General features: G+C 73.7%; 21 protein-coding genes. 18 read left to right on the plus strand and 3 right to left on the minus strand.

Annotation, left to right across the window (positions count from 1 at the left end):
- Positions 1 to 7: 7 nt before the first annotated feature.
- The gene (ggt, locus tag OTB19_RS01400) at positions 8 to 1,813 is read left to right on the plus strand and encodes a gamma-glutamyltransferase (protein WP_267796060.1); all 1,806 of its coding nucleotides are present in this window, start codon (positions 8 to 10) and stop codon (positions 1,811 to 1,813) included.
- A gap of 48 nt (positions 1,814 to 1,861) precedes the next feature.
- Here ggt and map read toward each other — a convergent pair whose 3' ends face one another.
- Entirely contained in the window at positions 1,862 to 2,629 is a 768-nt protein-coding gene (gene map, locus OTB19_RS01405; protein ID WP_267796061.1) for a type I methionyl aminopeptidase, read from the minus strand.
- A gap of 64 nt (positions 2,630 to 2,693) precedes the next feature.
- Here map and OTB19_RS01410 point away from each other — a divergent pair, with 64 nt between their 5' ends.
- The 17 genes from OTB19_RS01410 to OTB19_RS01490 all read left to right on the plus strand — a co-directional run bounded on the left by OTB19_RS01410 (position 2,694) and on the right by OTB19_RS01490 (position 20,940).
- A complete protein-coding gene (locus OTB19_RS01410) occupies positions 2,694 to 2,945 on the plus strand; it encodes a helix-turn-helix domain-containing protein (RefSeq protein WP_053676826.1) in 252 nt (83 codons plus the stop codon).
- Positions 2,946 to 3,167: 222 nt separating this feature from the next.
- The gene (locus OTB19_RS01415; RefSeq protein ID WP_267796062.1) at positions 3,168 to 3,371 is read left to right on the plus strand and encodes a hypothetical protein; all 204 of its coding nucleotides are present in this window, start codon (positions 3,168 to 3,170) and stop codon (positions 3,369 to 3,371) included.
- A 9-nt stretch (positions 3,372 to 3,380) separates the two neighbouring features.
- Positions 3,381 to 3,761 (plus strand): PPOX class F420-dependent oxidoreductase, encoded by a 381-nt coding sequence (locus OTB19_RS01420; protein ID WP_267796063.1) that lies wholly within the window; start codon positions 3,381 to 3,383, stop codon positions 3,759 to 3,761.
- A gap of 45 nt (positions 3,762 to 3,806) precedes the next feature.
- Positions 3,807 to 5,348 (plus strand): hypothetical protein, encoded by a 1,542-nt coding sequence (locus OTB19_RS01425; protein WP_267796064.1) that lies wholly within the window; start codon positions 3,807 to 3,809, stop codon positions 5,346 to 5,348.
- Positions 5,349 to 5,530: 182 nt separating this feature from the next.
- Entirely contained in the window at positions 5,531 to 6,373 is an 843-nt protein-coding gene (locus OTB19_RS01430; RefSeq protein ID WP_053681745.1) for a nitrilase-related carbon-nitrogen hydrolase, read from the plus strand.
- 38 nt (positions 6,374 to 6,411) lie between these two features.
- Positions 6,412 to 7,665: an aspartate aminotransferase family protein gene (locus OTB19_RS01435; protein WP_267796127.1), complete on the plus strand. Its 1,254-nt coding sequence runs from the start codon at positions 6,412 to 6,414 to the stop codon at positions 7,663 to 7,665.
- A 19-nt stretch (positions 7,666 to 7,684) separates the two neighbouring features.
- Complete coding sequence (hydA, locus tag OTB19_RS01440; protein ID WP_267796065.1) at positions 7,685 to 9,103, plus strand: dihydropyrimidinase; 1,419 nt, start codon at positions 7,685 to 7,687, stop codon at positions 9,101 to 9,103.
- Positions 9,104 to 9,114: 11 nt separating this feature from the next.
- Complete coding sequence (locus OTB19_RS01445; RefSeq protein WP_267796066.1) at positions 9,115 to 10,116, plus strand: TIGR03842 family LLM class F420-dependent oxidoreductase; 1,002 nt, start codon at positions 9,115 to 9,117, stop codon at positions 10,114 to 10,116.
- A gap of 180 nt (positions 10,117 to 10,296) precedes the next feature.
- Entirely contained in the window at positions 10,297 to 11,121 is an 825-nt protein-coding gene (locus OTB19_RS01450; RefSeq protein ID WP_267796067.1) for an inositol monophosphatase family protein, read from the plus strand.
- 93 nt (positions 11,122 to 11,214) lie between these two features.
- Positions 11,215 to 12,639, plus strand: a complete 1,425-nt coding sequence (locus OTB19_RS01455) for a phytoene desaturase family protein (protein WP_267796128.1) — start codon at positions 11,215 to 11,217, stop codon at positions 12,637 to 12,639.
- Complete coding sequence (locus OTB19_RS01460; RefSeq protein WP_267796068.1) at positions 12,639 to 13,148, plus strand: O-acetyl-ADP-ribose deacetylase; 510 nt, start codon at positions 12,639 to 12,641, stop codon at positions 13,146 to 13,148. The genes OTB19_RS01455 and OTB19_RS01460 overlap by 1 nt, the downstream gene beginning before the upstream one ends.
- A 115-nt stretch (positions 13,149 to 13,263) precedes the next feature.
- Positions 13,264 to 15,264, plus strand: a complete 2,001-nt coding sequence (recQ, locus tag OTB19_RS01465) for a DNA helicase RecQ (protein ID WP_267796069.1) — start codon at positions 13,264 to 13,266, stop codon at positions 15,262 to 15,264.
- Between the two features lie 209 nt (positions 15,265 to 15,473).
- On the plus strand, positions 15,474 to 16,043 hold the full coding sequence (locus tag OTB19_RS01470) for a toxin (protein ID WP_267796070.1): 570 nt from the start codon (positions 15,474 to 15,476) through the stop codon (positions 16,041 to 16,043).
- Positions 16,040 to 17,254 (plus strand): MAB_1171c family putative transporter, encoded by a 1,215-nt coding sequence (locus tag OTB19_RS01475; RefSeq protein WP_267796071.1) that lies wholly within the window; start codon positions 16,040 to 16,042, stop codon positions 17,252 to 17,254. The genes OTB19_RS01470 and OTB19_RS01475 overlap by 4 nt, the downstream gene beginning before the upstream one ends.
- Positions 17,251 to 18,153 (plus strand): DNA-binding protein, encoded by a 903-nt coding sequence (locus OTB19_RS01480; RefSeq protein WP_267796072.1) that lies wholly within the window; start codon positions 17,251 to 17,253, stop codon positions 18,151 to 18,153. The genes OTB19_RS01475 and OTB19_RS01480 overlap by 4 nt, the downstream gene beginning before the upstream one ends.
- 69 nt (positions 18,154 to 18,222) lie before the next feature.
- Positions 18,223 to 18,708, plus strand: a complete 486-nt coding sequence (locus OTB19_RS01485) for a DUF3574 domain-containing protein (protein WP_267796073.1) — start codon at positions 18,223 to 18,225, stop codon at positions 18,706 to 18,708.
- Between the two features lie 162 nt (positions 18,709 to 18,870).
- Entirely contained in the window at positions 18,871 to 20,940 is a 2,070-nt protein-coding gene (locus OTB19_RS01490; protein WP_267796074.1) for a SpoIIE family protein phosphatase, read from the plus strand.
- Positions 20,941 to 20,977: 37 nt separating this feature from the next.
- On the opposite strand, the gene OTB19_RS01495 is transcribed toward OTB19_RS01490, so the two are convergent.
- Together OTB19_RS01495 and OTB19_RS01500 are read right to left on the minus strand one after the other, a co-directional pair.
- On the minus strand, positions 20,978 to 23,770 hold the full coding sequence (locus OTB19_RS01495; protein ID WP_267796075.1) for a SpoIIE family protein phosphatase: 2,793 nt from the start codon (positions 23,768 to 23,770) through the stop codon (positions 20,978 to 20,980).
- Positions 23,771 to 23,779: 9 nt separating this feature from the next.
- Positions 23,780 to 24,763 carry a GlxA family transcriptional regulator gene (locus OTB19_RS01500; RefSeq protein WP_267796076.1) on the minus strand — a complete coding sequence of 328 codons (984 nt, stop codon included), beginning with the start codon at positions 24,761 to 24,763 and terminating at the stop codon, positions 23,780 to 23,782.
- Positions 24,764 to 24,832: the final 69 nt, after the last annotated feature.

Genomic DNA, 24,832 nt, shown 5'->3' on the forward strand with positions numbered 1-24,832 from the left:
GGTACGGATGCGTCGTCCCGCCGCACGTCAATGGGCGCTGGTCGCCCTCGTCGGAGCGCTGGTGTCCACCGGGGCGGCGGCGCCGCCGTCGGCGCCGACGGGCGGTGCCCCCGCGAAGGTCCCGGTGGCCGTCGGCCACGGGGGTGCGGTGTCCAGCGTCGACGCCGACGCCAGCGCCGTCGGCATCGCGGTCCTGCGCTCCGGCGGCAACGCGGTGGACGCGGCGATCGCGACCGCCGCCGCGCTCGGAGTCACCGAGCCGTACTCCGCCGGGATCGGCGGCGGCGGGTACCTCGTGTACTACGACGCCAAGTCCCGCCGGGTGCACACCATCGACGGTCGCGAGACCGCCCCGGCGACGGCGGACGCCGCCCTGTTCCAGGAGAACGGCGTCCCCATCCCCTTCGCCGAGGGCCAGACCAGCGGGCGCGGGGTCGGCGTCCCCGGCACCCCGGCGACCTGGAAGAGCGCGCTCGACGCCTGGGGTTCGCGGCCCCTGGGTCAGCTGCTGCGTCCGGCGGAGAAGTTGGCCCGTGACGGATTCGTCGTGGACACCACCTTCCGGTCCCAGACCGAACTCAACCAGGACCGCTTCAAGGACTTCCCCGCCACCGCGAAGCTCTTCCTGCCCGGCGGAGCCCTGCCGGTGGTCGGCTCCACCTTCAAGAACCCCGACCTCGCCGCCACCTACGCCGAACTCGGCCGCAAGGGCACCGGGGCGCTCTACCGGGGCCCGATCGCCGAGGACATCGTGCGGGCCGTCCGCAAGCCCCCGGTGGATCCCGCCGCCACCCGCGTGGTCCGCTCCGGCGACCTGACCACCGGCGACCTGCGCGCGTACGCCACCAAGCGGCAGGCCCCGACCCGGGTGGGCTACCGCGGTCTGGACGTCTACAGCATGGCCCCGTCCTCCTCGGGCGGCACCACCGTCGGCGAGGCGCTCAACATCCTGGAGCGCACCGACCTGGGCTCGCTCTCCGAGGCGCAGTACCTGCACCGGTTCATCGAGGCCTCCCGGATCTCCTTCGCCGACCGGGGCCGCTGGGTCGGCGACCCGGCCGCCGAGGACGTGCCCACGCGGGAGCTGCTCTCGCAGCGGTTCGCCGACAGCCGCGCCTGCCTCGTCAAGCCCGGACAGACGCTGACCAGCCCGCTGGCCCCCGGCGACCCGCGCAAGCCGGTGCCCTGCGCCGCCGCGGGCAAGGCAGCCCCGACCACGTACGAAGGGGAGAACACCACGCACCTGACGGTCGCCGACCGCTGGGGCAACGTGGTGTCGTACACGCTGACCATCGAGTCCACCGGCGGCAGCGGGATCACCGTCCCGGGCCGCGGCTTCCTGCTCAACAACGAGCTGACCGACTTCTCCTTCGCCCCGGCCGCCCCTGGCGTCCCCGACCCGAACCTGCCCGGCCCCGGCAAGCGGCCGCGCTCGTCGATGGCGCCGACCATCGTGCTGGAGCACGGGCGTCCGGTGCTGGCCGTGGGCTCCCCGGGCGGCGCCACCATCATCACCACCGTGCTGCAGACCCTGCTCGGACACCTGGACCGGGGCCTGCCGCTGGTCGACGCCATCGCGGCGCCGCGGGCCAGCCAGCGCAACCAGACGACGACCGAGCTGGAACCGGGCCTGTGGAACAGTCCGGTGCGTGCCGAACTGGAGGCGATCGGCCAGGGGTTCCGGCAGAACCCGGAGATCGGCGCCGCCACCGGCGTGCAGCGGCTGCCGGACGGCCGCTGGCTGGCGGCGGCCGAGACCAGCAGGCGCGGCGGCGGCTCGGCGATGGTGGTCAACCCGCACGGCCGCCCGTAAGCCGTCTCCCTCGGATCGTGCCGGGACGAGAAGGTCGGCCCGGCACGATCACGGGGTGGTGAGGATCCTGGGGCCGTCGGCGGTGATCGCGACCGTGTGCTCCGCGTGCGCGGCGCGGCTGCCGTCCACGGTCCGCAGGGTCCAGCCGTCGGCGTCGCAGGTGTAGTCGTCGGTGCCTCCCGCGATCACCATCGGTTCGATCGCGAGGACCATGCCGGCGCGCAGTCTCATGCCGCGCCCGGCGGGGCCCTCGTTGGGCACGCCGGGGTCCTCGTGCATGGAGCGGCCGATGCCGTGCCCGCCGAACCCGTCCGGAATGCCGTAGCCGGCTTCGCGGCAGACCGTGCCGACGGCGTGGGCGATGTCACCGATCCTGTTGCCGGGCACGGCGGCGGCGATGCCCGCGGCCAGGGCGGCCTCGGCGGTCTCGATCAGTCGCAGGTCCGCCGGGCGGCCCCGGCCGACCGTGAAGCTCACGGCGGCGTCCCCGGCCCAGCCGCCCAGCTGCGCGCCGAAGTCGACGCTGACCAGGTCCCCGTCGCCCAGCCGGTATGCGTCCGGGACGCCGTGCACGATCGCGTCGTTGACCGAGGCGCACACCACGCCCGGGAAGGGCACGGGCGCGAACTGCGGTCGGTACCCCAGGAAGGGGGAGGTCGCGCCGGCCTCCCGCAGCACCTCGCGGCCCACCGCGTCCAGCTCCAGCAGGGAGACCCCCACGTCGGCCGCCTCCCGCATCGCCGCCAGGGCCCGCCCCACGACCCGGCCGGGGGCCCGCATGTCCTCGATGTCTCGGTCCGTCTTCAGTTTCACCATGCCAATAACTATACCGGTATAACTGTAACGGTATGAAAATTGGGTCCCGGGGTAGGATGACCGCATGGTCCGAACCCCCCTCACCCCCGAAGAGCGCGAGCGCGGCGAGCGGCTGGGCGCGCTGCTCCGCGAGGCGCGAGGCCCGCGCAGCATGGTCGAGATCGCCGCGAGCGCGGGTCTCTCCGCCGAGACGCTCCGCAAGATCGAGACGGGTCGCGCACCGACACCCGCCTTCTTCACCGTGGCTGCCCTCGCCGGCGCCCTCGGCCTCTCCCTCGACGACGTGATGCGGCGCTGCGCCTTCGTGCCCGTCTGAGCCCGCGCCCGTCTGAGCCCGCGCCCGTCTGAGCCCGCGCCCGTCCGGGTCGCCTGCGCCGGTCCGGTTGCCGGCCGCCCGGTCGAGCGGGCACCGGCGCGCGTCGAAGGGGCGGCGAGGGTACGCCTGATCGGCCCCGCCCGCCTGTCGTTCGGGCGGGGCGGTCGGCCGAACGGCCCAACCGGCGGTGGGGCCCGCGGGGCGCGGGGCAAGCGTGAAGGCGTGTCAGCCACGAACGCATCGAAGCGACTCGGATTCGGACTGCTCGGCGCCGTCCTCGCGAGCGGCCTGCTGCTCGCGGCCTGCGCCGTCCCCGAGGGGCGAGCCCATGACGGGGACCCGGGCGAGGCGGTCTCCCGCCACCCGGGCGCCGTCGCCGACCACCACCCGCTCCCGGACCGGCCCGACCGGCGGGGAACCCCCTAAGCTCGGGGCATGAACCTCGAGGAGCTCGGCCGGGGCAAGTACGTCTGCCTCACCACCTTCCGCAAGGACGGCACCCCCGTCGCCACCCCCGTCTGGGCGGTGGCGGACGGGGGTGAGCTGTACGTGTGGACGCGCAGCGACTCCTGGAAGGTCAAGCGGATCCGCAACAGCGGCCGGGTCACCGTCAGCCCCTGTGACGTGCGCGGACGTGTCGAGGAGGGCGCTCCCGCGCTGCCGGGCGAGGCGCGGCTGCTCGACGAGGCGGGTCTCAAGCGGGTGCGCGGGCTGATGATGCGCAAGTACACCTGGCAGTTCTGGTTGGTGGACGTGCCCGCCACCGTGGTGCGTCGCGGCAAGCGCCCGCACACCGCGATCGCCGTCAAGCTTTGAGACTCCCGTAGCCCGCCTGTAACACGGGTGGGATCCAATGCGCCCATGGAGACGGCGACTTCGCTGCTGATCGCTCAACTCGCTGAATATCTGCGCGGGTTGACGCGGAGACTGGATCCCGGGGCGGGCTGGTACGGGGAGTTCCTGCGCCGGGACCCCGACGGGATGCGGGCCTGTCTGGAGGGAACCGCGATCCCCCCGTGGGACGTGGTGGAGTCCCTGCTGGGTGACGCCCGGGCCGTGGCCGGCGAGGTGGAGTACGCGGCCCGGCTGCGCGGCGCCGCCGCCGGGGCCTGGGACCGGGCGCCGGGCGGCGCGGGCGAACTGCGGACCCTGCTGCGCACGGCCGCCGCGCAGCGGGAGGCCTCGGACGCCGCGCTGCGCAGCCTGACGGCCCGGCTGGGCGGCACACCGGACCCGGTGGAGGCGGCCGCGCTGGCGCGGGAGGTGGCCTGGACCCGGGACGACGCCGCCCGGGCGGCCGGTCGGCACGAGGACCTCACGGCCCGGCTCGCCGCGCTGCCGATGAACCCTGCCGAGGTGCGGGAGTGGACGCGCTCGGACGCCGCGTCCGCCGCCGCGACCGGTGAACCCCTGCCCGGGATGCCGGGGCGCCGCCCGGCGCCGGCCGGCCCGGTCGTCGACGCGGCGCCCGAACCCCCGCCCCCGGAGCGGTCCGGCCAGGTCCAGGCAGCGACCCCGCGCCCCCCGCAAGCCCAGGCCCCGGCCCCGGCGGCGTCCATCGACCCGTCCGTCGAGCCTTCCGTCGACCCGTCCGTCGACCCGGCCCACGATCCCCACGGCGAGTCCGCCCCCGCCGCGCCCCCGGTCGGTCGTGCCGAGGGGCGGTGGCTGCGCGGTGGCCGACGCTCCGGGGGCGGCGCCCGGTACGCCGGCGCGGCGGAGCCCGAGACGCCCGCCGACACCGCGCCACCCGGCGGCCCGGACGACACGGCCGCCGCCGCCCCGCGCGGGGCCCGGTTCGGCCGCCCGGAGCCGCGGCGGCCCGGCCCCCCGGCGCCGGAGCCCGCGCCGCCCGGTCCGGACCCGCGCACGCCCGGACCCCGCCGCACCGCCGTGTTCGTCGCCGCACTGGCGGACCTCCGGGCGCGGGGCCGCACCGGCGAGGCGCACGCCCTGCTGTGCGAGGCGGCGGCCTGGCCGGCCGAACTGCTGCCCGGGCTCGCGGCCGCGTTGACCCGCGCCGGGCTCGCCGCCGACTGGGCCACCCTGCTCTGGGAGGCCGCCTCGCTTCCGCCCGAACGGCTCGCGGCCGCGGCGGCGGCCCTCGCGGTGGCCGGGCGGTCCGCGGACTGCGACGCGCTGCTGCGCCAGGGGGTGGCCCGGCCCGCCGCCGAGATCGCGGAGGCCGCCCTCGCGCTCGGTGCGGCCGGTCGGGAACGGGAGGCCGACGCCCTGCTCGGCGCCTTCGTGCGGCTGCGCACCGCCGAGGAGGCGGCCGCTCTGGCGCGCCGCGATCCGCACTGGTTCGCGCCGAGGCTGCTCCGGGCCGCGGGCACCCTCCCGGGGACCCGACACCGGGACCTGACACACGCCCTGCGCGTGGCCGGTATCGCTACTCCGTAACCACTTGAGTACCAATCCGCCCGCCCGATGACAGGAAATGACCGCCTATCGACGTAGTGCGATCGACTACTCCAACCGCGCAAGGCGCTCTTGCCCCACGCTTTGACGAGGCCTACGTTCTACTCCCTACGCACACCGTCTACGTGCGTAGAAGTCGGCGTTCCCGTCGCGAGGAGCAGCTCATGGCCCAAGTCGTCCGCGCCGCGCTCGTCCAGGCCACCTGGACCGGAGACACCGAGTCGATGATCGCCAAACACGAGGAGCACGCCCGCGCGGCGGCCGCTCAAGGGGCGCAGATCATCGGCTTCCAGGAGGTGTTCAACGCCCCGTACTTCTGCCAGGTGCAGGAGGCGGAGCACTACCGCTGGGCCGAGGCCGTCCCCGACGGCCCGACCATCCGCCGCATGCAGGACCTCGCCCGCGAGACCGGCATGGTGATCGTCGTACCGGTCTTCGAGTTGGAGTCCGAGGGGTTCTACTACAACACCGCCGCCGTCATCGACGCCGACGGAAGCTACCTCGGCAAGTACCGCAAGCACCACATCCCGCAGGTCAAGGGCTTCTGGGAGAAGTTCTACTTCCGCCCCGGAAACCTCGGCTGGCCCGTCTTCGACACGGCCGTCGGCCGGGTCGGCGTGTACATCTGCTACGACCGCCACTTCCCCGAGGGATGGCGTGCGCTGGGCCTGGCCGGCGCCCAGCTCGTCTACAACCCGTCCGCCACCTCCCGAGGCCTGTCCGCCTACCTGTGGCAGCTGGAACAACCCGCCTCCGCCGTCGCCAACGAGTACTTCGTCGCCGCCATCAACCGGGTCGGCCAGGAGGAGTACGGGGACAACGAGTTCTACGGCACCAGCTACTTCGTGGACCCGCGCGGTCAGTTCGTCGGGGAGGTCGCCGGCGACAAGGAGGAGGAACTCCTCGTCCGCGACCTCGACTTCGGCCTCATCGAGGAAGTCCGCAACCAGTGGGCCTTCTACCGCGACCGCCGCCCCGACGCCTACGGAGGGCTCGTACAGCCGTGACCAACCCGATCCCCCTGCACAGTCGCCACCGCACCGTCATGCCCGACTGGCTCGCGCTCTACTACGACCGTCCCATCGAGCTCACGCACGGCGAGGGCCGCCACGTCTGGGACGCCGACGGCAACCGCTACCTCGATTTCTTCGGCGGCATCCTCACCACGATGACCGCCCACGCCCTGCCCGAGGTCACCAAGGCCGTCTCCGAACAGGCCGGGCGGATCATCCACTCCTCCACCCTGTACCTGAACCGGCCGATGGTCGAACTGGCCGAACGCGTCGCCGCCCTGTCCGGCATCCCGGACGCCCGGGTCTTCTTCACGACCTCCGGCACCGAGGCCAACGACACCGCCCTGCTGCTCGCCACGTCGTACCGCCGCTCCAACCAGATCCTGGCGATGCGCAACAGCTACCACGGCCGGTCCTTCTCCACCGTCTCGATCACCGGCAACCGGGGCTGGTCCCCGACCAGCCTCTCGCCGCTCCAGACGTACTACGTCCACGGCGCGGTGCGCACCCGGGGCCCCTTCGCGGCCCTGCCCGACGCCGAGTTCACCGCCGCCGCCGTCGCGGACCTCGAAGACGTGCTCGGCCAGGCGCGCGGCGGGGTCGCCGCGCTCATCGCGGAACCCATCCAGGGCGTCGGCGGCTTCACCTCCCCGCCCGACGGCCTGTACGGGGCCTTCCGCGAGGTCCTCGACCGGCACGGCATCCTCTGGATCAGCGACGAGGTGCAGACCGGCTGGGGCCGAACCGGCGAACACTTCTGGGGATGGCAGGCGCACGCCCAGAACGGCCCGCCGGACATCCTCACCTTCGCCAAGGGCATCGGCAACGGCATGTCCATCGGCGGCGTCGTCGCCCGCGCCGAGGTCATGAACTGCGTCGACTCCAACTCCATCTCCACCTTCGGCGGCTCCCCGGTCACCATGGCCGCCGGCGTCGCCAACCTCTCGTACCTCCTGGAACACGACCTCCAGGGCAACGCCCGCCGCGTCGGCGGCCTCCTCCTGGAGCGACTGCGCGCCGTCACCGCCGGCGTGCCCGCCGTACGCGAGGTACGCGGCCGGGGCCTGATGGCCGGCCTGGAGCTGACGAAGCCCGGCACCGACCGCGCCGACCCCGAAGCGGCCGCCGCCGTACTGGAAGCCGCCCGCGAACGCGGCCTGCTGCTCGGCAAGGGCGGCGGGCACGACACCAGCGTGCTGCGCATCGCGCCGCCGCTGTCCCTCACCGTCGCGGAGGCGGAAGAGGGCGCCGACATCCTCGAACAGGCCCTGCGCACCGCCCTCTAGCCCTCCGGGGGAGACGTACATGACCACCCGCACGCTGATCCGCGACGGCCTCGTCATCACGGCCGCCGACGAGCTCCACGCGGACGTCCTCATCGAGGACGGCCGGGTGGCGGCGCTCGCGGCCCACGGCTCGGCCACCGCCGAGGCCTGGGCCTCCCCAGACCGCACGACGGTGGACCGCACCATCGACGCGAGCGGGAAGTACGTCATCCCCGGCGGGGTCGACGCGCACACCCACATGGAACTGCCCTTCGGCGGGACCGCCGCGTCGGACACCTTCGAGACGGGCACCCGGGCCGCCGCGTGGGGCGGCACCACCACCATCGTCGACTTCGCGGTGCAGACGATGGGCCAGTCCCTGCGCCAGGGCCTCGATACCTGGTACGACAAGGCCGACGGCAACTGCGCCGTCGACTACGGCTTCCACATGATCCTGTCGGACGTCAACGAGGGCACCCTCAAGGAGATGGACCTCCTGGTGGGGGAGGGGATCACCTCCTTCAAGCTCTTCATGGCCTACCCCGGGGTGTTCTACAGCGACGACGGGCAGATCCTGCGCGCCATGCAGCGGGCCTCCGGCAACGGCGGACTGATCATGATGCACGCCGAGAACGGCATCGCCATCGACGTCCTCGTCGAACAGGCCCTCGCCCGCGGGGAGACCGACCCCCGCCACCACGGCGAGGTCCGCAAGGTCCTCCTCGAAGCCGAGGCGACCCACCGCGCCATCCAGCTCGCCCGGGTGGCCGGCTCCCCCCTGTACGTGGTCCACGTCTCGGCCGAGGAAGCGGTGGCGGAACTCGCCGTCGCCCGCGACAAGGGCCTGCCCGTCTTCGGCGAGACCTGCCCGCAGTACCTGTTCCTGTCCACCGACAACCTCGCGGAGCCCGACTTCCAGGGCGCCAAGTACGTCTGCTCCACGCCGCTGCGCCCCCGCGAACACCAGGCGGCCCTGTGGCGGGGCCTGCGGACCGACGACCTCCAGGTGGTCTCCACCGACCACTGTCCGTTCTGCTTCCGCGGCCAGAAGGAGCTCGGCCGCGGGGACTTCTCGAAGATCCCCAACGGGCTGCCCGGCGTGGAGAACCGCATGGACCTCCTCCACCAGGCCGTCCTCGACGGACACATCACCCGCCGCCGCTGGATCGAGATCGCCTGCGCGAGCCCGGCCCGGATGTTCGGCCTCTACCCGCAGAAGGGCACCATCGCGCCGGGCGCCGACGCCGACATCGTCCTCTACGATCCGCACGCCGAGCAGGTCATCTCCGCCGAGACGCATCACATGAACGTGGACTACTCGGCGTACGAGGGCAAGCGGATCACCGGACGCGTCGACACCGTGCTCTCGCGCGGCGAACTCGTCATCGACCGGCGCGAGTACACGGGACGAGCCGGCCACGGGGCCTTCGTCCCCCGCTCCACCTGCCAGTACCTGTAAGGAGCCGACCCATGGACTTCGGCCTCGTCCTCCAAACCGACCCGCCCGCCTCCGGGGTCGTCAGCCTCATGCGCCGCGGCGAACGCAACGGCTTCCGCTACGGCTGGACCTTCGACTCCGCCGTGCTGTGGCAGGAGCCGTTCGTCATCTACAGCCAGATCCTCGAACACACCCGGCTGATGCGCGTCGGACCGATGGTCACCAACCCCGGAACCCGCACCTGGGAGGTCACCGCCTCCACCTTCGCCACCCTCAACGACATGTACGGCAACCGCACCGTGTGCGGGATCGGCCGCGGGGACTCCGCGATGCGGGTCGCCGGACGCAAACCCAACACCCTCGCCCGACTCGGTGAGGCCATCGACGTCATCCGCGACCTCGCCGAGGGCCGCGAGAGCGAGGTCGACGGGCAACGCCTGCGCATCCCGTGGATCCGCGACGGGGAACTGCCCGTCTGGATGGCCGCGTACGGACCCAAGGCACTGGCCCTCGCCGGCCAGAAGGCGGACGGGTTCATCCTCCAGCTCGCCGACCCCTACCTCACCGAGTGGATGGTCAAGTCGGTCCGCGAGGCAGCCACGGCGGCCGGCCGCGACCCCAACGCGATCACCATCTGCGTGGCCGCCCCGGCCTACGTCGGCGAGGACCTGGACCACGCCCGCGACCAGTGCCGCTGGTTCGGCGGCATGGTCGGCAACCACGTCGCCGACCTCGTCTCCCGGTACGGCGAGCACTCCTCGATGGTCCCGGACGCCCTCACCGAGTACGTCAAGGCCCGCCAGGGCTACGACTACAGCCACCACGGCCGCGCCGGGAACCCGTCCGCCGACTTCGTCCCCGACGAGATCGTCGACCGGTTCTGTCTCCTGGGCCCGCCCGAGGCCCACATCGAGAAACTGCGCACCCTGCGCGACCTCGGCGTCGACCAGTTCGCGGTGTACGCCATGCACGACGCGCGCGAAGCCGTGATCGACGCCTACGGAGAGCACGTCATCCCGGTGCTCGCCGGCTGAGCCGGCGCCGACGGGACGGGCCGGCCGGGGAGGACGCCGGTGCGGGACGACTCGCGACCCCCGCGGGTCGTCCCGCACCGCAGCGCCACCGGGCCGGTTCACCCCGGCTTCACCCCGTGTCCGGGCGCCCGTCGGGGACCGTCGGTGGGGTTTGTCGGACCGGCGTGCTTTGCTGGGCGCATGATCGATGAATTCCTGGCCCATGACCTGTCCGCCGTCGAGGAGGCCGTCCGCGAGGCGGCCGCGGTCGAGATCATGCCGAGGTTCCGGCAGCTCGCGGACCACGAGGTGGACCAGAAGAGCGGCCCGCACGACCTCGTGACCGTCGCCGACCGCAGGGCCGAGGAGCACCTGACGGCCGCCCTGACGAAGCTGCTGCCCGGCTCGGCGGTGGTCGGCGAGGAAGCGGTGCACGCCGACCCCACCGTGTACGAGGCGCTGCGCGCCGACGCGCCCGTCTGGATCGTGGACCCCGTCGACGGCACCCGGCAGTTCGTCGCCGGCGACCCCAACTTCTGCACCCTGGTGGCGCTGGCCGTGCGCGGGGAGATCCTCGCCTCCTGGACCTTCGCCCCTGCCCTGGACGAACTGGCCACCGCCGTGCGCGGACAGGGCGCGCACGTCAACGGCGCGCGCATCCACAGCGGTTCGCCGGAACCCGGCGCCGACCTGCGGATCGCCATCGCCCACCCGCTGTACACCTCGGAGGAGGACAAGCGGCGGCTCGCCCGGCTCGACGTCCCCGGGGTCGCGGCCCGGCCGTGCGGTTCGGCGGGCCTGGAGTACCTGAAGGTGGCGCGCGGCGAGATGGACGGCCTGGCCTTCACCTGGCCCTCGGCGTGGGACCACGCGGCGGGCCTGCTGCTGGTCGCGGAGGCGGGTGGCGCCCAGACCACGGTCGACGGGGTCCCCTTCCGAGTGGACCGGGACAACGCGCTGCCGTTCGCGGTGGGCCGCGACGAGGCCACCGCCGTCCGCGTCCGCGACCTCCTGCGCGGAGCGTGAGCGCACCGCCGCACCCCGGATCCGTGCGGGCGCGACCCATATCCTGGACGTGATGCCGCATCCTGTGGGCGGAGCCGCCGCCGGACGAAGGAGCTGTCAGTGTCGTCGATTCTCGACGCAGTCGTGGTGGGGGCGGGGCCCAACGGCCTGACGGCCGCCGTCGAACTGGCCCGGCGCGGCTTCTCGGTGGCCGTGTTCGAGGCGAAGGGGACCGTCGGCGGGGGAGCCCGGACGGAGGAACTCACCCTCCCCGGCTTCCGGCACGACCCCTGCTCGGCCGTGCACCCGCTCGGCGCCGGCTCCCCGGTGTTCGCGACGATGCCGCTCAAGCGGTACGGCCTGGAGTGGCTGCACGCCCCGCTGCCGATGGCGCACCCCTTCGACGACGGCACGGCCGCGGTGCTGTCCCGGTCCGTCGCGGAGACGGCCGCCTCCTTCGGGCCCCGCGACGCCGGCACCTACCGCCGGCTCGTCCAGCCGTACCTCGGCAAATGGGACACCCTGGCACGGGACTTCATGTCGCTGCCCTCGACCGCGCTGCCCCGCGACCCGCTCACCCTGGCCCGGTTCGGGCTGGACGGGCTGCCGCCGTCCACCTGGCTGCTGCGCCGCTTCCGGGACGACCGGGCCCGCGCCCTGTTCGCCGGGCTCGTCGCCCACGTCATCGCCCCGCTCGGCGGCATCGGAACCAGCGCGGTCGGACTGGTCTTCGCCCTCGCCGCGCACGCGGGCGGCTGGCCGATGCCGCGCGGCGGTTCGCAGTCCATTTCGGACGCCCTCGCCGCGTACCTGCGCGACCTCGGAGGAAGCGTCCACACGGACTTCGAGGTCAAGCGGCTCGACGACCTGCCACCGGCCCGCGCGTACGTCTTCGACACCTCGCCGACCGCGCTGGCCCGCATCGCCCGCCTGGGGCGCGTCTACGACGGCTACCGGTACGGCGCCTCCGTGTTCAAGATCGACTACGCCCTGGACGGGCCGGTGCCCTGGACCGCCGAGGAACCCCGCCGGGCCGGCACCGTACAGATCGGCCCGCGCACCCGCGACATCGACGCCGCCCTGCAACTGGCCTCGGGCGGCCGGGCCCCCCGTACCCCCTTCCTGATCACCGCCCAGCCCAGCCTCGTCGATCCCGGCCGGGCCCCCGAGGGCAAGCACACCTTCTGGACGTACGGGCACGTGCCGGCGGGCTGGGAGGGCGACCTCACCGACGCCGTCGAGCGCCAACTGGAGCGCTTCGCCCCGGGGTTCCGCGACCTGGTGCTGGCCCGCGCCACCGCGGGTCCGCCCCGGCTCGCCGCCCGCAACGCCAACTACGTCGGCGGGGACATCGCCTGCGGCGCCGCCTCGGGCCTGCAACTGCTGCTCCGCCCCAAGATCAGCCTCTCCCCGTACACCACCGCCCACCCGGCGGTGTTCCTGTGCTCCTCCGCCACCCCGCCGGGCCCCGGGGTCCACGGGATGTCGGGGCACAACGCGGCCAAGGCCGTCTGGCGTCACCTGCGGAAGGAGGCCTGATGTCCGCGCGCATCACCCTCGTCCGGGGGGACATCACCACCGAGGAAGTGGACGCGGTGGTCAACGCGGCCAATTCCTCGCTGCTCGGCGGCGGGGGAGCGGACGGGGCCATCCACCGGCGGGGCGGCCCGGAGATCCTCGCCGCCTGCGAGGACCTGCGGCGCTCCCACTACGGCAAGGGCCTCCCGACGGGCCGGGCCGTCGCCACGACGGCGGGCCGGCTCCCGGCCCGGCACGTGATCCACACCGTCGGACCGGTCTGGTCCCCGGGCGACGACCGCTCGGAGCTGCTGGCGTCCTGCTACCGGGAGTCGCTGCGGGTCGCGGACGAGCTGGGCGCCCGCACGGTCGCCTTCCCGGCCATCTCCACCGGGATCTACGGCTGGCCGATGGACGACGGCGCGCGGATCGCGATCGAGGCGGTGCGGGCGTCGGACACCTCGGTGGAGGAGGTCCGCTTCGTGCTCTTCGGGACCGAGGCGTACGAGACCTTCGCCGCGGCCCTGTGATCCGTGTCCCGACCCGGTCCGCCCCCCGCGGGCGGTCCCCCGCCGGTCGGCCGGGGACGGACCGGGCCGGCCGATCATGGACCCCGGTGTCGGAGACGGTCGCTAGGCTTCCGCTATGACCCTTTCGGACGCGCCCACTGAGATCCCCGACGCCTTGCAGGTGCTCCACCGGGTCTTCGGCTACGACTCCTTCCGCGGCGAGCAGCAGGAGATCATCCAGCACGTCGTCGACGGCGGCGACGCGCTCGTACTGATGCCCACCGGCGGCGGAAAATCGCTCTGCTACCAGATCCCGGCGCTGGTCAGAGAGGGCACGGGCGTGGTGGTCTCGCCCCTGATCGCGCTCATGCAGGACCAGGTGGACGCCCTCACCGCCCTCGGGGTGCGGGCCGGCTTCCTCAACTCCACCCAGGACGCGGACGAGCGCCGCGGCGTCGAGCAGGCCTTCCTCGCCGACGAGCTGGACCTGCTGTACCTGGCGCCCGAGCGGCTGCGCACGGAGGGGACGCAGCGGCTCCTCGACCGGGGCAAGGTCTCGCTCTTCGCGATCGACGAGGCGCACTGTGTGGCGCAGTGGGGTCACGACTTCCGCCCCGACTACCTCGCCCTGTCGATGCTGCACGAGCGCTGGCCCAAGGTGCCGCGGATCGCGCTGACCGCGACGGCCACCGAGGCGACGCACGGGGAGATCGCGACGCGGCTGGGGCTGGAGGAGGGCCGGCACTTCGTCGCGAGCTTCGACCGGCCGAACATCCAGTACCGGATCGTCCCCAAGAACAACCCGCTCCGGCAGCTGCTTGACCTGATCCGCACCGAGCACCCCGGGGACGCGGGGGTCGTCTACTGCCTGTCGCGTTCCTCCGTGGAGAAGACGGCGGCGGCCCTGGCGGAGAACGGCATCGACGCCGTGGCCTACCACGCGGGCATGGACGCCCGCACCCGTGCGGCGAACCAGTCGCGGTTCCTGCGCGAGGACGGGGTCGTGGTCGTCGCCACCATCGCCTTCGGCATGGGCATCGACAAGCCGGACGTGCGGTTCGTGGCGCACCTGGACCTGCCGAAGTCCGTCGAGGGCTACTACCAGGAGACCGGCCGCGCCGGCCGTGACGGCGAGCCGGCCACGGCCTGGCTGGCGTACGGCCTCCAGGACGTGGTCCAGCAGCGGAAGCTGATCGAGGGCTCCGAGGGCGACGACACCCGCCGCCGTTCGCTGGCGGCCCATCTGGACGCGATGCTGGCGCTGTGCGAGACCGTCGACTGCCGGCGGATGCGGCTCCTGGCGTACTTCGGCCAGTCCGGCGAGCCCTGCGGCAACTGCGACACCTGTCTGACCCCGGCCGAGTCCTGGGACGGGACGGTCGCCTCGCAGAAGCTGCTGTCCACCGTGTGGCGGCTGGCCAACGAGCGGCGGCAGAAGTTCGGCGCCGGGCAGATCATCGACATCCTCCAGGGGAAGAAGACCGCGAAGGTCATCCAGTTCGACCACGACGGCCTCTCGGTGTTCGGGGTCGGCGCGGATCTCGGCACCGCGGAGTGGCGCGGGGTCGTACGACAACTGCTCGCGCTCGGACTGCTCGCCGTGGAGGGCGAGTACGGCACGCTGGTCCTCACCGAGGCCAGCGGCGAGGTGCTGGGGGGCCGGCGCACCGTCCCGCTGCGCAAGGAGAAGGCCGCGCCGGCCGGCGCGGGCCGCAAGGAGTCCGGGTCCCGTTCCGGGAAGGGCGCGCGCGTGCCCGTCGACCTGCCCGCGGCCGCCGTGCCGCTCTTCGAGGCGCTCCGCGCCTGGCGGGCCGAGACCGCGCGGGAGCAGGGCGTGCCGGCGTACGTCGTCTTCCACGACGCGACGCTGCGGGAGATCGCGACCCGGCTGCCCGGCACCGCCGGCGAGCTGGGGGAGATCAACGGCATCGGCGAGGCGAAGCTCACGAAGTACGCCGAGGGCATCCTGGCCACCCTGGCCGCATCGGGCGGCGCCCCGCCGGCGGCGCAGGACGCCCCGGCCCCCTCGGTGTCCTCGCCCGCACCGGCGCGGAACCGCTCGGAGCCGCCGCACGACGAGGAAGAACCGCCCTTCGACATGGACGAGGCCGACGCCCCCTGGGACGACTGGCAGTAGACGCGGGGGAGCGGTCGCTCCCCGAAACGCCCGCCCGGCCCGCCGTCGCCCCTCTACGGCGGGCCGCGCTCGCGCGTGGCCGGATGGAACCCACGCCACGCGGCGGCGAGTTGTGCGTGTGGCATCATGACCGCGTTGTCTGCCCGGGGATCACGAACCTCGGGCCGCGAGGGCGGCCGCCGAGTTTCGCCGGAGGACTGAGGATGAAGGTGCCTGGCTCTGCGTTACCGGCCTCGGAGGACAGGCAACTCAGACGGCGACTCAAGAAGGTCCGCCGCGCCTGCGAGGAGATGCTCGCGGAGTGGGGCATGGAGCACGGCTGCGGAATCGAGGAACTCCACGGGTACCTCAGCGAACAGCGCGGGCGGCCCATCCACCTCGTTCCGACGACCTTCCCCGAACGCCATCTCCTCGGCATCTGGCTGAAGTTGGACGACTTCGACGTCGTCGCCTTCGAGAAGTCGGCCTCGCCCGCCCACAAGGAACACATCATCGCCCACGAGCTGGCCCACATCGCCTTCGCGCACCGGGGGTCCGTGCGGCTGGACGGCGTCGAATCCGGTCCGCTGTTCGCGGACGTCGACCCCGCGGCCGTACAGGGCGCGCTCATGCGCTCCCGCTACAGCGACGGCGAGGAGCAGGAGGCCGAGACCATGGCCTCCCTCATCCTGGCCCGGGCCACGAAGCGTTGGGTCGAACAGGCCTGGGCCGTCCCGGAGGAGGCCGCCGACGTCCTCGCCCGCATCGAACGCGGCCTCGGAAAGCCGGACCAGCAGTGACCACCCTCTACACCGTCCTCGCCTGGGTCTGCGCCTTCGTCGGACTCGCCGCGTTCGCCTACCGGCTCCCGGACCTGCTGCGCCGACGGCACGACGTCGCGCTGTGGGCGCTGTGCGTGTACTTCCTGTGCTCCGGCATCAGCTTCCTCGTCGACCTGGACCAACTCCGCCTGCACATATCGGACTTCTTCGGCCTGCCCAACATCACCTCGCTGATCACGCAGGCCGCGGTGGTCGTCCTCACCGCCGCGCAACAGGTCGTGCTCGTCCACTGGTCGGCGCCCCCCGACCAGGCCCGCCGGATGGCCCGACAGCGGGTCCTGTTCTTCGGCGCGGCGCTCTGCGTGCTCGTCGTCGCCTCCTTCGCCGTCGGCCCCGTGGCCCAGTCCGAGACGGCGACCTCGACGATCCTGCTGAGCATCCAGGACGGCCGCTACGCGCTGTACATGTTCTTCTACCTGCTGATCTGCGCCGTGGGGCAGGCGGAGACCGTGCGGCTCTCGCTGCGGTTCACCAAGGTCGCCAACCGGACGTGGCTCGCGGCCGGCATGCGCACCGTCACCCTCGGCGCGAGCCTCATCCTGGTCTACTGCGTCACCCGGAGCATCCAGATCGCCGGCACCCGACTGGACTTCGACGGAGCGGCACTCGACCCCGTCCAGTGGACGTGCGGCAGCGTCGGGGCCCTGCTCCAGGTCACCGGATGGACCATCCCCTCCTGGGGGATCCACCTCACCCGCGTACGCGCCTGGGTCCGCAGCTATCGCGCGTACCTGTGCCTGCGCCCCCTGTGGCGCGCCCTCCACCAGGCCCTCCCCGACATCGCGCTGGACCCGCCCAGGTCGTGGCCGCGCGACCTCCTCCCGCCCAGGGACCTGCACTACAGCCTCTACCGCCGCGTCATCGAGATACGCGACGGGCAGCTGATGCTGCGCACCTCGCTGTCCTACGACGAGTTCTCCCGGGTCGCCCGCTCCCTCGACCTCCCCGACGACCCGACCTCGCCCCTCGGCGAGGCCCTCCAGGTCCGGGCCGCTTTGAGCCGTTCCCCCGAGGAGGGGACCGAACCGGACGACGCGTCCGGGATCCCCGCGCGCCCGCCGTACGAGGACTTCCGCGAAGAGGTGCAGTGGCTGACCCGGGTCGCCTCGTCGTTCACCGCCCTGGGCCAGGACGACCGGTTGCCCGCCACGCGGACCGGCACGCCGTGACGCCCTCCGCCGCCCGCACCGTGGAACGCCTCGTGGCCCTGGACGCCGCGCGGGGCGCGACGGCCGCGCTGCCCGCCGTACGCCGGGCCCTGCGGGACTTCCCCGAGCTGTCGGGCGACACCGCGCCCCCGCGGGGCCGGGACGTCGACCGGGTCGCCGCCCTGGCCGAACTGAGCGAGGTCGTCGGCTGGATCCTCTTCGACGCGGGGCTCCACCGGCAGGCCCACCGCGCCAACGCACGCGCCCTCACCCTGACGGAGCTCTGCGGAGACCGCTGGACGCAGCGGCTCACCCTGCTCAACCACAGCATGCTCCAGACGGCCGAGGCGGACCCCCGGGGCGCCCTGGAGACGGCGGCCCGGGTGGCCGGCCCGCGCCCCCTGCCCGCCCGGGTGGACAGCCTCGTCCTCATCCGGCAGGCCCACGCGAGCGCCGTACTGGGCAGCCGGCGCGAGGCCCGCCGACTGATCTCGCGCGCCCGGAGCCGGTTCCTCGACGGCCTGTCCCGGCACGACCCGCACTGGGCCTGGTGGATCGACGAGAACGAACTGCTCGGACACGAGGGCTGGGTCCTGGCCCGACTGGGCGACTGGGACCGGGCCCTGCCCCTGCTGCACCGGGCGGCCACGGCCCCCGGACCGTCCTACCGGCACCTGTTCGGCGCGGAACTCCTCGCCGCCCTGGCCCGCGCCGGGGCATGGACCGAGGCGCTGGACCTCATGGCCGACCTGGCCCCGCGCGCCGCCGCCATCGGTTCCGCACGCACCACCCGGACCCTGGCGGGCGCCGCGAGCGGACTGCGCCGAGGAACGCGCGTCCCCGCGTCGCTCAAGGACGCGGCGGCCCACCTCCTGGAGTGCCTGCCCGCACCGGCGGCGCGGAGCGACCGCCCGGCCTGAGACCCCTCCTCCACCGGATCACCGGGACTCCCCGGGCATCATCGCGACCCACACACAGACAGGGATCACATGCGCCACATCCGAATATCCATGCCCGCGGCGGCGGCCGTCCTCACGGCGGCCGTGCTCTTCTTCGCCGCCGGCAGCCCCGCGCCCGACACGGCCCCGCAGTCGCCGGTCGCCGCCTCGGTGGCGAACCAGGAACTGGCGCCGGGCAGCCGGGGCAGCGCCTACGTGTCCACCCACCTGTACTTCGGCACCGGGCGGCACAACGGCAACCCGCCGATCACCGAGGCGCAGTTCGACAAGTTCGTCACCGACGTGATCACCCCCCGCTTCCCGTCCGGCCTCACCCTCCAGGAGGCCCGCGGCCAGTGGCGGGACAAGGAGGGCGACATCAACCGGGAGAAGTCCTACGAGCTGACGGTCCTCTACCCGGTGGGCGAGGCCCGGGCGCGGGACGCCGACATCGAGTACATCCGCCGCCTCTACTGCAAGACCTGGGAGCTGGAGTCCGTGGGCCGCGCCGACGCGCTGGTCCGCGCCGACTTCTGACGGGGCCCGGGCCCGGCCCGCGGGTCCGGGCCCGACCGTCCCCGCCGCGCCGGGGCGCCCGGTCGGGGCGCCCCGCCCCGGTGCGACCGCAGCGCCCCGGGGCGAGCCCTCGGTTAGGGTGATTCGGAAGGAAACAGGCCCACCAGCGACGAGGTCGGTGCGTTGGACACTTACCGGTCGACGAGCGAGGTGCCGGACCCGCCGGTGGCGACGGTCGGCTATGCGGGAGTGCTCCGCGAGCTGCTGCCGATCGCCCTGTGGCGGGAGGACGCCGACGGCCGCGTCGTGGAGTGGTCGCTGGCCGCACAGGACCTGCTCGGCCACCGCCCCGAGGACATCCTCGGCCGCCCCGGCACCGCGGTCCTGGTCCCCGACGCCAACCGGGAGCTGGCCGACGACCTGACCCGGCGGGTCCAGGCGGGCGAGACCGTCGTCGGAACCCTTCCCGTGCGCCACCGGGACGGGCACCGCGTGACGATGGAGATGTGGATCGTGCCCGCCGCCGACCCGCAGGGGCGCACGGGCGCCCTGCTCATCGCCGTGGAGACCTCCGACGTCCTGCACATGCGGGACTCCCTCGTCGCCCTCCAGAGCCTCTTCACCCAGTCCCCGATAGGCCTCGCCACCCTCGGCCCCGACCTGCGGTTCCTGCGCGTCAACGACGCCCTCGCCCGGATGAACGGGGTCTCCGCGGCGGCGCACCTCGGCCGCCGCCTCACCGAGGTGGTCCCCGGGGTCAACGCGGTGGCCCTGGAGGCCACGATGCGCCAGGTCCTCGACGGGGGCACCGCCGTCGTCGACGTCCGCCGCACCGGCCGCACCCCCGCCGACCCCGACCACGACCGGACGTGGTCCTGCTCGTACGCCCCGTTGCTCGACGGGAGCGGGCGCAGGCTCGGCCTGATCGCCTCCCTCATCGACATCACCGAGGGCCAGCGGGCCCAACTGGAGGCCGAACGCGCCCGGACCCGCTTCGCCCTCCTCGCCGAGGCAGGCACCCGCATCGGCACCACCCTCGACCTCAGCCAGACCGCCCGGGAGATCGTCGACCTGCTCGTGCCCCAGCTCGCCGACTCGGCCGACGTACAGCTCCTGGAAGCCGTCCTCGACCCCGACGAGTCGACCGGCGGGACCTCCGCGCGCGGCCTCCTGCGCCGACTGGCCGCCGGCTTCCCCGACCCGACCGCGCCCACCGCGAAACTCGTCGCCGGGCAGACCTTCCAGGTCCCGGTCGGGACCGTGTACGAACGGGTCATCTCCGACGGCCGGCCCATGAACCTCTACCTCTCCGACATCCCGGCGCTGATCACCGACCCGCGCGCCGAGCCCCTGCGCGACTACCTCGCCACCCTGGGGTCGGCGCGGCTGGTCCCGCTGGTCGCGCGCGGCAAGGTGCTCGGCGCCGTGGCCGTGACCCGGGTGCGCGAACGCGAGCCCTTCGACGAGCAGGACTGCGTGCTCGTCGACGAGCTGGTGGCCCGCGCCGCCCTCAACATCGACAACGCCCGCATGTACACCACCCAGCGCCAGGCGGCCCTCACGCTCCAGCGCAGCCTCACCAACAGCGCCCTCCCCGAGGTCACCGGCCTCGAACTCACCGGCCGCTACCTGCCCGCCAGCGACCACGACGTGGGCGGCGACTGGTACGACGTCATCCAGCTGGCCGGCGGACGGACCGGCCTGGTCATCGGCGACGTGATGGGCCACGGGATCCACGCCGCGGCCGTCATGGGCCAGCTCCGCACCTCGGTGCGGACCCTCGCGCGGCACGACGTGCCGCCCGCGCTGATGCTCCGCTCCCTCGACGCGGTGGTCGCCGACCTGGGCGAGGACGAGATGGCCACCTGCGTGTACGCCGTCCTCGACCCGGCCGGCGGGGGCTGCGAGATCGCCCGCGCCGGCCACCCGCCGCCCGCCGTCGTCACCGCCGACGGCACGGTCACCTTCCTCGACGGACCGCCCGGGACCCCGCTGGGCACGGGCGGGCAGGACTTCCGCACCGAGGAGGTGTCGTTGCCCCCGGGGACCCTGCTGGCGCTGTACACCGACGGTCTGATCGAGTCCCGGGACTCGGACCTCGACCACGGAATGGAACGGCTGGCCCGCGCCCTCGGGCAGGCGGGACGGCCCCTGGAACAGCTCTGCGACGGGATCCTGGACCTGCTGCCCGCCGCCCCGCAGGACGACGTGGCCGTCCTGCTGGCCCGTACGGCGCACACCCCGCCCGCGTGACGCGGCGCGGCTCCGTCGCCGGGCCCCCGCGCCACCGTCACCAGGCCAGGCCCTCCAGCTCGTCCAGGTCCAGCGTGAGGGCCGCCAGCGGCTCCGCCGGGTTCCCGGTCAGCGGGAGCTCCGCCCAGATCACCTTCCCCCGCTCGGTGTACCGCGTGCCCCACCGCTCCGCGTACTGCGCGACGAGGAACAGCCCCCGGCCGCCCTCGTCGGTGGTGGCCGCGTACCGCAGGTGCGGGGACGTGCTGCTGCCGTCCGACACCTCGATGATCAGTGTCCGGTCGCGCAGCAGCCGCACCCGGACGGGCGCGCTCCCGTAGCGGATGGCGTTGGTGATCAGCTCGCTGAGGATCAGCTCCGCCGTGAAGGCGGTCTCCTCCAGGCCCCAGGCGGCGATCTGCGCCGAGCCCGCGTTGCGCACCCGCGACACCGCCGCCGTGTCGCCGGGCACGTCCCATTCCGCGATCCGCCCGGCGTCCAGCCGCCTGGTGTCGGCGATCAGGAGGGCGATGTCGTCGCTCGGCACCGGGAACAACAGCGTCGCCAGCACGTCGGCGCACGCCTGGTCGGGACTGCGTCCGGGCAGCGACAGGGTTTCGCCGAGCAGCCGCAGACCGGTGTCGAAGTCCCGGTCGCGGTCCTCCAGCAGGCCGTCGGTGAACAGCGCGAGCCGGCTCCCCTCGGGCAGCATCAGCTCGGTGGTCTCGAAGGGCATCCCGCCCACGCCCAGCGGCAGCCCGGTCGGCAGCTCGGGGAACTCCACCCGGCCGTCGGGGTGGACCAGCGCCGGCCCGGGATGCCCGGCGCTCGCCAGCGTGCAGCGGCCCGACACAGGGTCGTAGACCGCGTACAGGCAGGTGGCGCCGGTGACCCCTGCGGCCTCCTCGACGGGCTCGCCGTCCTGCGCGTCGAGGTCGTTCTCGTTGCGGTCGATCCGGTCGATCAGCTCGTCGAGGTGTCCGAGCAGCTCGTCGGGCGGCATGTCCAGGGTGGAGAAGTTGTGGACCGCGGTGCGCAGGCGTCCCATCGTCGCCGCCGCGTGCACCCCGTGCCCGACCACGTCCCCGACGACCAGGGCCACCCGCGTCCCCGGCAGCGGGATCACGTCGAACCAGTCCCCGCCCACCCCGGCCTTCGCCGGCAGGTACCGAAAAGCGACGTCCACGGCGGTCAGGTCGGGCAGCACCCGGGGGAGCAGGCTGCGCTGGAGCGTCACGGCGGTGGCGTGCTCGCGGGTGTAGCGGCGGGCGTTGTCGATGGAGACCGCGGCCCGCGCGCCGAGTTCCTCCGCGAAGGACAGGTCCTCCTCGTCGAAGGCCTCGGGGGTGTCCGCCCGCCAGAAATTGGCCATTCCCAGGACCACCCCGCGGGCCTGGAGCGGTACGGAGATCAGCGAGTGCAGCCCGTACTCCAACGCGATCCGGGTCCCCTCGGCGTCCTGGGCCCGCCAGCCGAAGGCCGTGCGCAGATCGGAGGCCAGCACCGCGCTGCCCGCGGCGAGGGCCGCGGCCATCGGCGCCGTCGGCACGACGAACCGGATGACGTCCCCGACCGGCTGGAGCGGCTGGTCCGTGCGGACACCCGACACGGCCGCCCGCCGCATCTGCGTGTACGCCCCGGTGGGCACCGAGGGCTCCTCTCCGTGCAGCACCGGTTCCAACAGCTCGACGGTCACGAAGTCCGCGAACCGGGGGACGGCCACCTCCGACAGTTCCTCCGCGGTCCGCGTCACGTCCAGGGTGGTACCGATCCGCACCCCGGCGTCGTACAGCATCTGGAGCCGGTCCCGGGCCACCTCGGCCCGGCCGGAGAGCGCGGCGAGCTCGGTGGAGTCCCGCAGGGTCACCACGCTGCCCGAGGGGCGCCCCGCGTACGGCTTGGTACGGCGGACGTTCACCGCGAGCAGGCGGTCGCCCGCCGGGTGCACCTCGTCCGTCACCACCCGCCCCGACGTCAGCAGGGCCGCCGTACGGGGGTCCAGTCCGAGGTCTTCCACGTGCTGCTGCTCGGCGTCGGGGGGCAGCCCCAACAGCCGGCGGGCCTCGTCGTTGGCGAGTTGCAGTCGATGGTCGGCCCCGATGATCAGCACGCCCTCGCGCACGGCGTGCAGCACCGCCTCGTGGTGCTCGTTCATCCGCGCCATGTCGGCGGGACCCAGGCCGCTGGTCTGGCGCCGCAGTCGGCGGCTGACGAGAGCGGCTCCGCCGGTGCCGAGCACCAGGGCGCCCACCGCGGCGCCGATCAGCAGCGGGAGCTGGTTCTCGACCGCGTCACCGACGTTCTGGATCTCGATGCCGGTGGCGACGAGGCCGACGACCGCGCCGCTCGCGTCCCGCACCGGGACCACGGCGCGGACGGCGCTGCTCGGGGCGCCCGTGAAGGTCTCGGTGAAGGACTCGCCCCGGACGGCACGATCGAGGTCGCCGGTGGCCCGCCGGCCGATCAGCTCGGGCCGGGAGTCGGTGTAGCGCACCCCGTCGGTCTTCAGGACGGAGATGAAGTCGAGCCCGGAGGCGTTGCGGGCGCCCTCCGCCAGCGGCTGGAGCACGGCCGTCGGATCGGAACTCCTGAGGGCGGCGGGCAGGCCGGGCGCGCGCGCGAAGGACTCGGCGGCGGCCAGCGAGCGGTTGCGGGCGTCCTGCCGGCTGTCGTACCGGGCCTGGAACACCAGCGCCAGCGCCGCCGCGGCGATCAACATCAGCACGATCACGGCCTGCAACGCGAACACCTGACCGGCGACACTGCCCGGGGCCAGGGAGAGACGCGCGAGCAGGCCCGATGGTTGGCCCGCCGGCGGTGATCCCCGGGGTCGACCCGAACGTCCGGTCATGAGCCATTTCTAACACTGTCGCCGCGGTTTGGGGGTGGCGGAGGCTTCCGCGCGATACGCACGCGGACTCATGCCGACGTGTGCGGTGAACCGTTGGCGGAAGTTCACCTCGCCGGAGAACCCGGCCCGGCGGGCCACCTCCGCCACCGGATGGTCGGTGCGTTCCAGCAGTTTGCGGGCCTCGTCCAGGCGGTGGCGCAGGAGCCACTTGTGCGGGGTCGTGCCCGTCCCGGCCGCGAAGTGCCGGGCGAAGGAGCGGGGCGACATGCCGGCCCAACGGGCCAGCGTGGCCACGTCCAAGGGCTCGTGCAGATGGCGCAGGGCCCGTTCCCGCACGGCCGCGAGCGCCTCGGCGGTACGGTCCGCCGCGGGGGTGGGCCGGTCCAGGTACTGGGCGTGGTCCCCGGTGCGGAAGGGTCCCGTCACCATGGACCGGGCGATGGCCGCGGCGACCTCCGAACCGTGCGCCTCCCGGACCAGGTGCAGGCACAGGTCGATGCCGGAGGCCACCCCGGCGGACGTCCAGATGCCCGAGTCCTCCACGAACAGCGGGGCGTCCTCGACCAGCACGCCGGGATGGCGCTCGGCCAACCGGGGGGCGAGCCACCAGTGGGTGACGGCCCTGCGCCCCTCCAGCAGCCCGGCCTCGGCGAGGATGAACGCCCCGGCACACAGCGAGGCCACCGGCACGCCCCGCGCGTGGGCCTCCCGCAGGGCCGCCAACACGGGCTCGGGCGTCGGGTCGGTCGGCTCGGACAGCGCCGGTACGACGACCAGGTCGGCGCGGGCCAGCCAGTCCAGGTCCCGGTCGGGCGCCAGCGTCAGCCCGCCGGGCAGGGCGATCGGCCCGGTGTCCAGGGCGCAGCGCCGCAGCTCGAAGTGCGGGACGCCGGCGCGGCTGCGGTCGGGCCCCCAGACCTCGGTGATGACGGCCAGGTCGAAGGCGCGGATGCCGGGCTGACAGACGATCGCGATCCGGTGCATGCCTGCCATTGTGGCAGGATCCCATCGGTTCGGGTCCGCGCCGCCCCTGTCGGGTCCGGCGCCCGCCGCACAGGATGA

This window comes from Streptomyces sp. H27-H5 (genome assembly GCF_026627505.1).
In the GTDB taxonomy this organism is placed as follows: domain Bacteria; phylum Actinomycetota; class Actinomycetes; order Streptomycetales; family Streptomycetaceae; genus Streptomyces.